At 71.0% G+C, this 12,231-nt stretch carries 10 protein-coding genes; 7 read left to right on the top strand and 3 right to left on the bottom strand.

Annotated elements, in window-relative coordinates; all coding sequences use genetic code 11:
• Window positions 1-7 precede the first annotated feature (7 nt).
• The 6 genes from ACFU9E_RS03195 to ACFU9E_RS03220 all read left to right on the top strand — a co-directional run bounded on the left by ACFU9E_RS03195 (window position 8) and on the right by ACFU9E_RS03220 (window position 8,386).
• Window positions 8-1,036, top strand: coding sequence for a carbohydrate ABC transporter permease (locus tag ACFU9E_RS03195; RefSeq protein ID WP_380687948.1), 1,029 nt, complete (start codon window positions 8-10; stop codon window positions 1,034-1,036).
• The gene (locus ACFU9E_RS03200; RefSeq protein ID WP_380687946.1) at window positions 1,033-1,860 is read left to right on the top strand and encodes a carbohydrate ABC transporter permease; all 828 of its coding nucleotides are present in this window, start codon (window positions 1,033-1,035) and stop codon (window positions 1,858-1,860) included. Before ACFU9E_RS03195 ends, ACFU9E_RS03200 begins: the two co-directional genes overlap by 4 nt.
• Window positions 1,861-1,866: 6 nt before the next feature.
• Complete coding sequence (locus ACFU9E_RS03205; RefSeq protein ID WP_380687944.1) at window positions 1,867-3,420, top strand: glycoside hydrolase family 3 protein; 1,554 nt, start codon at window positions 1,867-1,869, stop codon at window positions 3,418-3,420.
• Window positions 3,421-3,865: 445 nt separating this feature from the next.
• Entirely contained in the window at window positions 3,866-5,161 is a 1,296-nt protein-coding gene (locus ACFU9E_RS03210) for an extracellular solute-binding protein (RefSeq protein WP_380689729.1), read from the top strand.
• A gap of 236 nt (window positions 5,162-5,397) precedes the next feature.
• Entirely contained in the window at window positions 5,398-6,450 is a 1,053-nt protein-coding gene (locus ACFU9E_RS03215; protein WP_380689727.1) for an SIS domain-containing protein, read from the top strand.
• Between the two features lie 415 nt (window positions 6,451-6,865).
• The gene (locus ACFU9E_RS03220; protein ID WP_380690116.1) at window positions 6,866-8,386 is read left to right on the top strand and encodes a sensor histidine kinase; all 1,521 of its coding nucleotides are present in this window, start codon (window positions 6,866-6,868) and stop codon (window positions 8,384-8,386) included.
• Between the two features lie 417 nt (window positions 8,387-8,803).
• On the opposite strand, the gene ACFU9E_RS03225 is transcribed toward ACFU9E_RS03220, so the two are convergent.
• Both ACFU9E_RS03225 and ACFU9E_RS03230 read right to left on the bottom strand, forming a co-directional pair.
• Complete coding sequence (locus ACFU9E_RS03225; RefSeq protein ID WP_014138019.1) at window positions 8,804-9,055, bottom strand: WhiB family transcriptional regulator; 252 nt, start codon at window positions 9,053-9,055, stop codon at window positions 8,804-8,806.
• 369 nt (window positions 9,056-9,424) lie between these two features.
• Window positions 9,425-10,396, bottom strand: coding sequence for a diacylglycerol/lipid kinase family protein (locus tag ACFU9E_RS03230; protein ID WP_380686303.1), 972 nt, complete (start codon window positions 10,394-10,396; stop codon window positions 9,425-9,427).
• A 50-nt stretch (window positions 10,397-10,446) separates the two neighbouring features.
• Between ACFU9E_RS03230 and ACFU9E_RS03235 the strand changes: the two genes are divergently transcribed.
• Window positions 10,447-10,875 (top strand): hypothetical protein, encoded by a 429-nt coding sequence (locus ACFU9E_RS03235; RefSeq protein WP_380686301.1) that lies wholly within the window; start codon window positions 10,447-10,449, stop codon window positions 10,873-10,875.
• A gap of 89 nt (window positions 10,876-10,964) precedes the next feature.
• On the opposite strand, the gene ACFU9E_RS03240 is transcribed toward ACFU9E_RS03235, so the two are convergent.
• Complete coding sequence (locus ACFU9E_RS03240) at window positions 10,965-12,074, bottom strand: RNA polymerase sigma factor SigF (protein ID WP_380686300.1); 1,110 nt, start codon at window positions 12,072-12,074, stop codon at window positions 10,965-10,967.
• Window positions 12,075-12,231 lie beyond the last annotated feature (157 nt).

Here is a 12,231-nt window from a genome sequence, read left to right on the forward strand (position 1 = left end):
GAGAACGATGGCTGTGCATTCCGAGCGGGTGCACACACAGTCTCCGGATTCAGGGAAGGCTGCTGTGGCCAGTATCGAGACGAGCGCCGTTGGTGGCGGCGCCAACGGCACCCCGAAGAAGAGTGCCAGATCGGCGGACGGCCGGAGCTTCGGCGCCAAGGCCGCCCCCTACCTGCTGCTGCTGCCGGCCACCGTGGCGACGCTGGCCCTGCTGGGCTGGCCGCTCCTGAAGACGGTCCTGCTGTCGTTCCAGAACCTCAACAGGCGCCAGCTCGTGATGCACCTGACCGAGTGGAACGGCTTCGACAACTACAAGGAGCAGCTGACCGACCCGGACTTCTGGGCGGTCACCGGGCGCACGGTCGCCTTCACCCTGGTGAACGTCGTGCTGATCATGGCCGGCGGCACCCTGGTCGGCCTGCTGCTCAACCGCCTCGGCAAGTGGATGCGCCTGGTGCTCTCGGTCGGGCTGCTGATGGCCTGGGCCATGCCGGTGGTCGCCGCGACCACCGTCTACACCTGGTTGTTCGACCAGCAGTGGGGCGTCGTCAACTGGTTCCTCGACAAGTTCGGTTGGCACTCGATGGCCAACTACAACTGGATGAGCGACCAGTACTCGACCTACTTCGTGATCATCCTGCTGATCGTCTGGCAGTCGATCCCGTTCGTCGCGTTCAACATGTACGCGGGCCTGACCACGATCCCGAAGGAGCTGTACGAGGCCGCCCGGATGGACGGCGCCGGCGCCTTCAAGATCTTCGGCTCGGTGGTCTTCCCCAGCCTGAAGCCCTTCTTCCTGGCCACCACCTTCCTCGAGGTCATCTGGGTGTTCAAGGCCTTCACCCAGGTCTACGCGATCAACGCCGGCGGGCCCGAGAACCTGACCCGGAACCTGCCCGTGCACGCCTTCCTGGAGGGCTCCTCGGGCCAGCACTACGGCGTCGGCTCCGCGATCGCCGTGCTCACCATCCTGATGCTGGTCGCCCTGATGGCGTACTACTTCCGCATCATGCTCAAGCAGGAGGACGAGCTGTGAGGCGCTCGCTCATCGGACGCAGCTGGCCGAACGTCATCGCGGTCGTCCTCTTCGTCTTCTTCATCTTCCCCGTCTACTGGATGGTCGCGACGTCCTTCAAGAAGGACGGCGACATCATCAGCAAGACGCCGGTCTTCATCCCGTTCAACGGGACGCTCGACCACTACGTCACCGCGGTCAACGCCAAGAACTTCTGGACGTACGTCGGCAACAGCTTCACCGTCACCGTCGGTGCCGTGCTGGCCTCGCTGGTGATCGCGACGCTCGCCTCCTTCGCCATCGCCCGGATGCGCTTCCGCGGCCGCAAGGCCTTCGTCCTGGTCGTGATGGCCGCGCAGATGGCGCCGTGGGAGGTCATGACCATCGCGGTCTACATGATCTCGCGCGACAACGAGCTGCTGAACAGCCTGGTGCCGCTGACCCTCTTCTACATGATGATGGTGCTGCCCTTCACGATCTGGACCCTGCGCAGCTTCATCGCCGCGGTGCCCAAGGAGCTGGAGGAGTCGGCCATGGTGGACGGCTGCACCCGCACCCAGGCCTTCGTGAAGGTGATCTTCCCGCTGCTGGCCCCCGGTCTGATGTCGACCTCGCTGTTCGGCTTCATCACCGCGTGGAACGAGTTCCCGCTCGTCCTGATCCTCAACAAGGAGCAGGGCCAGACCCTCCCGCTGTGGCTGTCCTCCTTCAAGACGGCCTTCGGCAACGACTGGGGTGCCACCATGGCGGCGTCCACGATGTTCGCCATCCCGGTGCTGGTCCTGTTCGTCTTCCTGCAGCGCAAGGCGGTCGGTGGCCTCACCGACGGCGCCGTGAAGGGCTGATCCCCCGTGAGCATCCTCGTCCCCACCCTCCCGGCCTCCGACCAGCTCCATCGCGACGCGCTGACCGTCCTGCAGCCCGGCTTCGTCGGCACCGAGCCGCCGGAGTGGCTGCGCCGCCACCTGGCGGCCGGCCTCGGCTCGGTCGCCCTGTTCGACCGCAACGTGGCCGACCTCGGCCAGCTGGCCGCGCTCACCTCCGCGCTGCGGGCCGAGAACCCCGACCTGCTGATCGCCATCGACGAGGAGTCCGGTGACGTCACCCGGCTGGAAGCGGGCTCCGGCTCGTCCTGGCCGGGCAACCTCGCCCTCGGCGCCATCGACGACCCCGCGCTGACCCGCGACGTCGCCCGTGAGCTGGGCCGCGCGCTGGCCGCCGCCGGCGTCAACTACAACTGGGCGCCGACCGCCGACGTCAACTCCAACCCGCGCAACCCGGTCATCGGCGTGCGCTCCTTCGGCGCCGACCCGGAGCTGTGCGCCCGGCACACCGCCGCCTGGGTGGAGGGCCTGCAGTCGGCCGGCGTCGCGGCCTGCTCCAAGCACTTCCCGGGCCACGGCGACACCGCCGTCGACTCGCACATCGGCCTGCCGGTGATCGACGTCGACCTGGACGTGCTGAGCTCGCGCGACCTGGTGCCCTTCCGGGCCGCGATCGCCGCCGGGACCAAGGCCGTGATGACGGCCCACATCATGGTTCCGGCGCTCGACCCCAAGCTGCCCGCCACGCTCAGCCCCGCCGTGCTGCGCGACCTGCTGCGCGCGGCCCCCGAGCAGGGCGGCCTCGGCTACCAGGGCCTGATCGTCAGCGACGCGATCGAGATGGGCGCCATCGCCGACACCTTCGGCATGGGCGAGGGCACCGTGCTGGCCCTGGCGGCCGGCGCGGACGCGATCTGCGTGGGCGGCGGCCTGGCCGACGAGGACACCGTGCTGATGCTGCGCGACGCCATCGTGGCGGGCGTGCAGTCCGGCCGGCTCCCGGAGGAGCGGCTCGCCGACGCGGCCGCCCGGGTGCGCTCGCTGGGCAGCTGGGCCCGGATCGCGGCCCAGGGCGAGCGGCCGGAGGCGGACCTCGCGGTCGGCCTGCGGGCGGCCCGCCGGGCGCTGCGGGTGGTCCGCGCGCCGGGTCAGGAGGTCCTGCCGGTGACCGAGCGCCCGTTCGTGGCCTCGTTCTCCGCCGAGCCGAACATCGCCGTCGGCGACGTCACCCCGTGGGGCGTGGCCGGCATGCTGGCCGACCGCTTCCCGGGCACCCGCACCCGCGCCATCGGCCCGGAGATCGCCGAGGCCGCGGTGCTGGATGCCGTGGTGTCCGAGGTGCTGGCCGGGGCCGCCGACCGCCGCCTGGTGCTGGCGGTCCGCGACGCCCACCGCCACGAGTGGATGTCGGCCGGGCTGAACCGGCTGCTGGCGGCCCGTCCGGACGCCGCGGTGGTCGAGATGGGCCTGCCGCAGTCCGAGCCGGTCGGCGCGCTGTACATCGCCACCCACGGCGCGGCCCGGGTCTGCGGGCTGGCCGCCGTCGAGGTGCTCACCGGCCAGTCGGGGGCGATCGGCTGAGGCCGCGTCGGATCGTGCCGCCGGGTGCCGGGGCACCTGCGGCAACGGGCCCGCCATGCGCATGTCGCATGGCGGGCCCGTTCTGTTTTCCGCTCGTTCGACGCCCCGTGACCTGCGACTTCGCAGTCTGACGATGTTCCCTCAAATCATCCTTAAGGCAGCCTTAAGTTCTACCTAGGGTGACCGTCGTGCGACTGATCGCCACGCGGTACAACAGGTCTGCAACGGCCGTGGCCGCCAGGCCATTTGGCGTTGACACCAACTGTGGTCTAGGCCAGAGTCCAGTCCATCCGGTTCGAATTTCAATTTCGCCGGATGTGGTATTGGCCCACCCCTAAGCTCTTCGCCGCCCTCCCCGGACACCGTCCCGTCGGGCGCCGGCGCGCCGCCGGCGGGCACCAGCTCTAAAACACCCTCGGAGGATGGCGTGAGAAAGCGTCGGTTCATGGCGACGGTCGGCATCATGGCGCTGGCCGCCGGACTGACGGCGTGTTCCTCGGGCGGCTCGGCGTCGGGCGGCGACAAGACCGCCTCGGCGGACCCGCAGGCCGCGACCGGCACCGTCACGGTCTGGCTGATGGACGACGCCCAGAAGAACTGGCCCGACCTCGTCCAGCGGGTCAACGACGACTTCGCCGCCAAGTACCCGAACGTGACCCTCAAGCTCGCCTACCAGGGCTGGGCCGACAAGGTGGCCAAGCTCGACAAGGCGATCGCCGACGGCGCCGCCCCGGACGTGGTCGAGCTCGGCAACACCGAGACCATGAAGTACGTGCTCTCCGGCGCGCTGGCGCCGGTGGAGCGCACCACCTTCGACAACTCCGACACCTGGATCAAGGCGCTCGCCAACACCTGCACCTACCAGGACAAGCTCTGGTGCGTGCCCTACTACGCGGGCGCCCGGGTCGCCATCTACAACTCGGCGGCCTTCCAGCAGGCCACCGGCAGTGCCGACTTCCCGAAGACCGAGGACGAGCTGCGTGCGGCGCTCGACAAGATCGCGGACAAGAACAAGGCCGACCGGACCTTCTCCTCGCTCTACCTGCCCGGCCAGTACTGGTACGCGGCGATGAGCTACGTGTCCGCGTACGGCGGCGCCATCGCCCGCTTCGACAGCGGCGGCAGCTGGCACGGCACCCTGAGCGACCCCAAGTCCCAGCAGGGCATCAACCACTTCGTCGACCTGGTGCGCAAGTACAACAAGGGCGACCAGTCGCTGAACGAGCAGAACCAGTACGAGGCGATGGCCCGCGGCCACGCGGCGTCCTTCTACGGCAACGGCTACGAGGCGTCCAGCGTCGTCGCGCCGGTCACCGGTGACCCGAGCCTCAAGGACGCGGTCAAGGTCGCCACCATGCCCGGCCCGGGCGGCAAGCCGCTGCCGACCTTCATCGGCGGCTCGGCCCTCGCCGTCACCGCCAAGTCGCCCACGGCGGCCCTGGCCACCGACTGGGTCCGGATGTTCACCAGCGCCAAGTCCGAGCAGGCGCTGGCCGACAAGGACATCCTGCCCAACAACCTCACCCAGCTGAACCCGCTGAAGAACAAGCCGAGCACCGCCGCCGCGGCCAACGCGGTGCCGGACGCCTGGTTCACCCCGCTGGCCCCCGGCTGGGGCCTGGTGGAGAAGCAGAAGGTCCTGCCCGACATGCTGACCGCCATCCTCAAGGGCAAGCCGGTGGACCAGGCCACCAAGGAGGCGGACGCCGCCATCGACCAGCTCATCAACAAGGCGGGCTGAGCCGCCGCCGCCCCGGACGCCGGAGCCCCTCCCCGCACCGCCGGGAGGGGCTCCGAGCACGCCGGGCCGCCGGGACCTGCCGTGACCGCCTCCTCGGATGTGCTCCGGGCGGGCGGCCCCCGTAGGATTGCGGCAGCATTCATCGCAGCGAGTGTGCGGACTCGCCGCCGTAGAGGTCCCCGCCGGGCATTCCCGTCCGGTCGGGGTGGAACCATCTCATCGGAGGCACACCCACGATGTCCGACACGCAGACCGTCCCTGGCCGGATCATGGCGGCGGAGATGGCCGAGCAGCCGGCCGTCCTGCAGCGCATCCTTGACGAGGGCGCCCCCAAGATCTTCGAGATCGCGTCCCGGATCGCCGCCCGCAAGCCGCGGTTCGTCCTCCTGACCGCGCGCGGTACCTCGGACAACGCCGCGCTGTACGCCAAGTACCTGATCGAGATCCTGCTGGGCAAGCCGGCCGGCCTGACCTCGATGTCCACCACCACCGCCTACGGGGCCAAGCCGGACCTGACCGACGTGCTGGTGATCACCGTCAGCCAGTCGGGCGGCTCGCCGGACCTCGTCGCCTCCACCAAGGCGGCCCGCGAGGCCGGTGCCATCACCCTGGCGGTCACCAACAACGCCGGCTCGCCGCTGGCCGAGGTCTCCGAGTTCCACATCGACGTGCTGGCCGGGCCGGAGAAGGCGCTGCCCGCCACCAAGACCTACACCGCCGAGCTGCTCGCGCTGTACCTGCTCGTCGAGGGCCTGCGCGGTGGCGACGGCGCGGCCGCCAAGGTCCTGCCCGGGCTGGCCGCCGGCATCCTGGCCCGCCAGGACGAGGTCAAGGCCCTGGCCGAGCGCTACCGCTTCGCCCAGCGCCTGGTCATCACCTCGCGCGGCTACGGCTACCCGACCGCCCGCGAGGCGGCGCTGAAGCTGATGGAGACCACCTACATCCCGGCCTCCCCGTTCTCCGGCGCCGACCTGCTGCACGGCCCGCTGGCCATGGTCGACAACGTCTCCCCGGTCATCGCGATCGTCCCGGACGGCAAGGGCGGCGAGGCCCTTCAGCCGGTGCTGGACCGCCTGCGCGGCCGTGGCGCCGACCTGGTCGTGGTCGGCCAGCAGTCGCAGGTCGAGGCCGCCTCGGCGGGCTTCGCGCTGCCGGCCGGTGTGCCCGAGGAGGTGCAGCCGATCCTGGAGATCCTGCCGCTGCAGCTGCTGGCCTACGAGGTCACCATCGCCCGCGGCCAGGACCCGGACGCCCCGCGCGCGCTCGCCAAGGTCACCGAGACCCACTGACGCGGGTCCGCCGAAAGGCCCGAGCCCCCGTCCACAGCCTGTGGACGGGGGCTCGGGCCTTTCCGGCCCCTCGGCGGGGCGCGGGAAGAAAGTCCGGAAAACACTACGGGCCACGGCGCCGACACGGGACCCTCAACCCATGCGGCACCGCAGCCCGGAGCTGTCGTCGGTCGCCGGTGACGATCGAGAACTGTGCGGGGTCCTCGTTCGGCGGCGTCCGACCGAGGAGGGGCCTCGCGCGGTCAGGGCAGTTGCGCGGGTGCCTCTCCTTGGTGCCCTTTCATTGTGGACTAGACCAATCTGGCTTGTCCAGGCCTCTCCGAAAATTGGTCTGGACAACCTGGGGGGGCCCGGCGGCGCAGGTCGACGGGGTGCGCGGGGCCCGGCCGCGCCCCCCTGGGGCTACGCTCGCCCTGTGCCCTCGCTGAACGAACTCGTCCGCCGCCACACCACCCTGACCGGTGCCGATGTGGAGTGGCTGCACATGCTGGTCTCGGAGTGGCAGCTGCTCTCCGACCTGTCCTTCGCCGACCTCGTGCTCTGGATCCCCACCTGGGACGGCATCCGGTACGTCTCGGTGGCCCAGATGCGCCCCAACACCGGCCCCACCTCCTACCAGGACGACATGGTCGGCCACCTCGTCCCGCGCGGCCGCCGCCCGCTGCTGGACGCCGCCTACGACGAGGGGCGGATCGTGCGCGAGGGCGACCCGGAGTGGCGCGAGGAGGTGCCGGTCCGGGTCGAGTCCATCCCGGTGCGGCGCGAGGGCAAGGTGCTCGGCGTGATCGCCCGCAACACCAACCTGCTGACCGTGCGCACCCCCAGCCGGCTGGAACTCACCTACCTGCAGAGCGCCTCCGACCTCGCCCAGATGATCGCCGCCGGCACCTTCCCCTACCCCGGCGTCGAGCAGGCCGACATGGACGCCGCGCCGCGGGTCGGCGACGGCCTCATCCGCCTGGACGCCGACGGCACCGTCACCTACGCCAGCCCCAACGCGCTCTCCGCCTACCACCGGCTCGGCCTCACCACCGACCTGGTCGGCAGCCACCTCGGCCGGACCACCGCCGACCTCGCCCCGCCCTCCCGGGCCGCCGTGCACGAGGCGCTGGTGAAGCTGGCCAGCGGCTGGGCCCCCCGGCAGACCGAGATCGAGGCCCAGGGCGGCGTGGTCACCCTGCGGGCCATCCCGCTCAAGCCCAAGGGCACCCTGACCGGTTCCCTGGTGCTCTGCCGCGACGTCACCGAGCTGCGCCGGCGCGACCGCGAGCTGATGACCAAGGACGCCACCATCCGGGAGATCCACCACCGGGTGAAGAACAACCTGCAGACCGTCGCCGCGCTGCTGCGCCTGCAGTCCCGCCGGATGGAGTCGGAATCCGGCCGTGCCGCCCTGGACGAGGCGGTGCGCCGGGTCGGCTCGATCGCGATCGTGCACGAGACGCTCTCTCAGGCGCTGGACGAGCAGGTGGCCTTCGACGAGATCGCCGACCGGGTGCTGGCCATGGTGATGGAGCTGTCCCAGGACGGCCGGGTGGCGACCCGGCGCAGCGGCAGCTTCGGGATCCTGTCGGCCGAGGTGGCCACCCCGCTGGCGATGGTGCTGACCGAGCTGCTGCAGAACGCGCTGGAGCACGCCTTCGGCCCGACCGCCTCCGGCAACCTGGAGGTGAGCGCGCTGCGCGGACGGGCGCCGGCCACCGGCATGGGCTGGTCGGACAGCTGGACCGGCGGGGCCCGGCCGGAGGAGTACCTGCTGATCACGGTGCAGGACGACGGCAAGGGCATGCCGGAGGGCTTCGACCCGCAGCAGGCGGGCAACCTCGGGCTGCAGATCGTGCGGACCCTGGCCACCGGGGAACTCGGCGGAACCTTCGACATGGTGGCCGGCCCGAACGGCGGCACCAAGGTGGTCCTGGAGATCCCGGTGCGCTGAGGTGTGCTGAAGCGCGCTGAGGTGCGCAGGGGGCGCGCGTCCGGCGTGGGCGCCGGTCGCGTGCTCCTGCACCTCCGCCGCACGGGTGGAGAACCCGGCCGGGAAACAGAAACGAGGCCCTGTCGACCGGGGGGGGTGGGTCGACAGGGCCTCTCAACCCGTTCCGGCCGTCGGGGGGAGTCGGCCGGAACGGGGGCTCTGGGTGGTGCGACACCAACCGGTGCGTTGCACACGGTGAGCGCCACAGCTCCACAATATTGCTCTAAGTGAACAGTATCAAGTGGCTGGGCGGGCCGGTGTCGCGGGACCTCGTCGAGCAAGGCCCTTTGTACGGAAGGCTTCACCAGGAGGTGCAGGCGAAGCCTGTGATCATGTGTTGATCGGTGCTGTGGTTACTGCTGGTACTACGGCGTGTGATCAGGCGGTGCGGGCGCGGTTGCGGGCGGCACGGCGCTTCATGGCGCGGCGCTCGTCCTCGCTCATGCCGCCCCAGACGCCGGCGTCCTGGCCGGTCTCGAGGGCCCACTGGAGGCACTGCTCCATGACCGGACAGCGGCGGCACACGGCCTTGGCTTCCTCGATCTGCAGCAGAGCAGGACCGGTGTTCCCGATCGGGAAGAACAGCTCCGGGTCCTCTTCGCGGCAGACAGCGCGGTGGCGCCAGTCCATGGTCGTCCAACTCCTCCTGCCGGCGGGGGTTGCCCGGTCGGCACATCGATGGTCCTTGTGAATGTGAACGCTTTCACGAATCCCGCAACAGCAAAAGAGACCAAAGGCCCATCGGGCCCGGGAGGTCTGTGCTGGGGGGGATTCGCGCGATTCGAGGGACACCCCGCGGTCGGCCCCCCAGGTTTCGAGGGTTGCCGTCGCTGCGATGTGTCCCGATCGCCATGTAGAGGTTCGCAAACCTCGGGCCCGGATACAACCCCCTTCAGGGAGGAATTTTGGATTCTTCGGTGTCGCCTAGCTCACAGCCGGTACTTCTATGGAGTGAAGGGGGCTTGTGCGTTCGAGAAGAAGGAGGAAGGGCCCTTCTAGTCACACAATCACACGCAGTGCCCGCCGTACGCCTGTGAAACTGACGCGACTCCTGGATCCAAGGTGGTCCCCGTCGACCTGGAACGGGACGGGTTCCTCCGAAACCAAGGTGAAGTGGCGGACGTCGTGATAGGAGACGACGTGCTTGCCGGAAGGGCCGGACTGGGCGCCGCCGTCGCTCGAAGGGCCGTGCGACCGCAGGATCTGACGGACCGTTCGAGCAGTGCCGAACGCGGTCATCCGGGTGATGCCGAAGACGTCGAGATCCGAGTCGAAGGAGGCCCGCGGGGAGGGATAGACGGGGCGGTTGCCCAAGAACGTCCACGGCGAGGTGTTGCTGACTATCGCCAGCACCAGCCCGGGCACCGGCTCACGGCCCGCCATGGTCAGCGAGACCGGGCCCGACCTGCGCTGTTCACGCTGGGTGACGAAGTGGCGCAGCGCCTGGGTGACGTAGAGCGCGTGCGTGGACTTGCGCCCCGCCCGGCGCTGCTCCTCGACCCGGCCGACCACTCCGGCGTCGAAGCCCAGGCCGGCGGTGAAGGTGAACCAGCGGTCCGGCAGCCCCTCGGTCATCGCCTTGCCGAGCCCGATCCCGCGCTCGCGCCGGTGCTCCAGCGCGTCCAGCAGCGCGCCGGTCGCCTCCACCGGGTCGTTCGGCAGGCCCAGCGCGCGGGCGAACACGTTGGTCGAGCCGCCGGGGACCACGGCCAGCCGCGGGACCTTGTCGCCCGGGCCGTGCGAGAGCAGCCCGTTGACCACCTCGTTGACGGTGCCGTCCCCGCCCAGCGCCACCACCAGGTCGACCGTGCCGTCCTCCGCCGCCTCCCGGGCCAGGTCGCGCGCGTGGCCGCGGTACTCGGTCTGCGCCACCTCCAGCTTGAGGTCGCTGCGCAGGGCGTGGATCAGGACGTCCCTGGTGCGACCGCTGGTGGTGGTCGCTTTCGGATTGACGACCAGGAGAGCGCGCATGGGCCCAGCCTACGGGGCGGTACGGACCAACCGGCGGCTACCCTGCTGGAGTGACCGCAGAATCCTCCGCACCCGTACCCGCGTCCGGCGCCGACCGGCCGGCCGCCCTCACCCTGGGCGCCGCCATCACCGCCGTGGAGGGCGCCGCGCTGGCCGTCGTCGGCGTCTGGGACATGGTCGCCGCGCTGTCCGGCCAGTCCAAGCAGCTCGCCCTGAACGAGTTCGGCGGGCTGGTGATCGTGCTGCTCGGCGTGGCGCCGCTGCTGGCCGCCCGGGCGCTGCTCAGGACCCGCCGCTGGGGCCGCAGCCCCGCGGTGCTGACCAACTCGATCTGCCTGCCGGTGGCCTACTACATGTGGCAGAGCGGCGGGGCGATGGTCCCGGTCGGCGTGGGCATCGGCCTGCTCGGCCTGGTCGGCATCGGCGCGCTGCTCAGCCCGAAGGCGACGGCGGCCCTCTACGCTCCGCACGAGGCCTGAGCGCGGCGGACCGCCGCCTGCCACCGCATCCGTACGACCCGACGGCCGCCACTGGGCGGCCGTCAGTCGTCTGCGCCCGCCGGGGCGCCCTACTCCTCGACCAGGAGCTTCTCCCGCAGCTGCGCCAGGGTCCGGGCGAGCAGCCGGGAGACGTGCATCTGCGAGATGCCCACCTCGGCGGCGATCTGCGACTGCGTCATGTTCCGGAAGAACCGCAGCACCAGGATCTTCTGCTCGCGGGGCGGAAGTTGGGCGAGCAGCGGCTTGAGCGACTCGCGGTACTCGACGCCCTCCAGCGCCTCGTCGGTGGCGCCCAGGGTGTCCGCGACGGCCGGCGACTCGTCGTCGCTGTCCGGTACGTCCAGCGACAGCGTGGAGTACGCGTTGGCGGACTCCAGGCCCTCCAGGACGTCCTCCTCGGAGATCCCCAGGTGCTCGGCCAGCTCGTGCACCGTGGGGGAGCGGCCGTGCCGCTGGGAGAGTTCGCTGGTCGCCGTGGTCAGCGACAGCCGCAGCTCCTGGAGCCGGCGCGGCACCCGGACCGCCCAGCCCTTGTCCCGGAAGTGCCGCTTGATCTCGCCGACGATGGTCGGTGTCGCGTAGGTGGAGAACTCGACCCCGCGCTCGTGGTCGAACCGGTCCACCGACTTGATCAGCCCGATGGTGGCGACCTGGGTCAGGTCGTCCAGCGGCTCGCCCCGGTTGCGGAACCGCCGGGCCAGGTGCTCGACCAGCGGGATGTGCATCCGCACCAGCTGGTTGCGCAGCTCGACGCGCTCCGGGGAGCCCTCGGGCAGCGCGGAGAGCCGGACGAACAGGGCCCGGGCCGCCTCGCGGTCCGGCGCGCCGGTGCGCTGCGGGCCCTGGGCGGGCACCGCCGCGCGCAGGGTCCGCGCCGCCTCGGCGGTGCTCCCGGTGTTCTCGGTGGCGTTGTCGGCGCCCCCTTCGGCCGGCTCGGTGTCCAGGCCGTCGCCGTCCGGCCCGTCGTCCGGGCGGCCGGTGTCCGGGAGGTCCGCGGCCGGCGGCACGGGCGGGGGCGACTGATCGGGCGACGGCTGCGGCGTCGGCTCGGTCGGCTGGCTCATCCGGTGGGCGTCCTTCGGGTGCGCTTCGTCGTTGGCGGCGAGGCCGGGAACGCTCGCCTGGGTCGGTACGGCAGGGCCCGCCGTCGCGAGGCCGGTACGGTCCAGATCACTCACGGCCATTCCCCCGTTCCGTTCCGGGAGCACCGGGACCGCCGGCCCCGGTTCGTCTCGTTGGTCGTACCGCCGGGTGGGGGCGGTACCGGGAGCCGTCCGTCCGGCCCGGTGGTGCCGGGCGGACGGCCCTTGTTCGGTGCTGCTGCCGCGCTGCCGC

Source organism: Kitasatospora sp. NPDC057595, from assembly GCF_042800875.1.
Taxonomy (GTDB): Bacteria; Actinomycetota; Actinomycetes; order Streptomycetales; family Streptomycetaceae; genus Kitasatospora.

Coding starts and splice junctions, on each gene's coding strand:
- ACFU9E_RS03215 (WP_380689727.1), top strand. CDS start 5,398: ATGTCCGACACGCAGACCGTCCCTGGCCGGATCATGGCGGCGGAGATG.
- ACFU9E_RS03225 (WP_014138019.1), bottom strand. CDS start 9,055: ATGGACTGGCGCCACCGCGCTGTCTGCCGCGAAGAGGACCCGGAGCTG.
- ACFU9E_RS03195 (WP_380687948.1), top strand. CDS start 8: ATGGCTGTGCATTCCGAGCGGGTGCACACACAGTCTCCGGATTCAGGG.
- ACFU9E_RS03210 (WP_380689729.1), top strand. CDS start 3,866: ATGGCGACGGTCGGCATCATGGCGCTGGCCGCCGGACTGACGGCGTGT.
- ACFU9E_RS03230 (WP_380686303.1), bottom strand. CDS start 10,396: ATGCGCGCTCTCCTGGTCGTCAATCCGAAAGCGACCACCACCAGCGGT.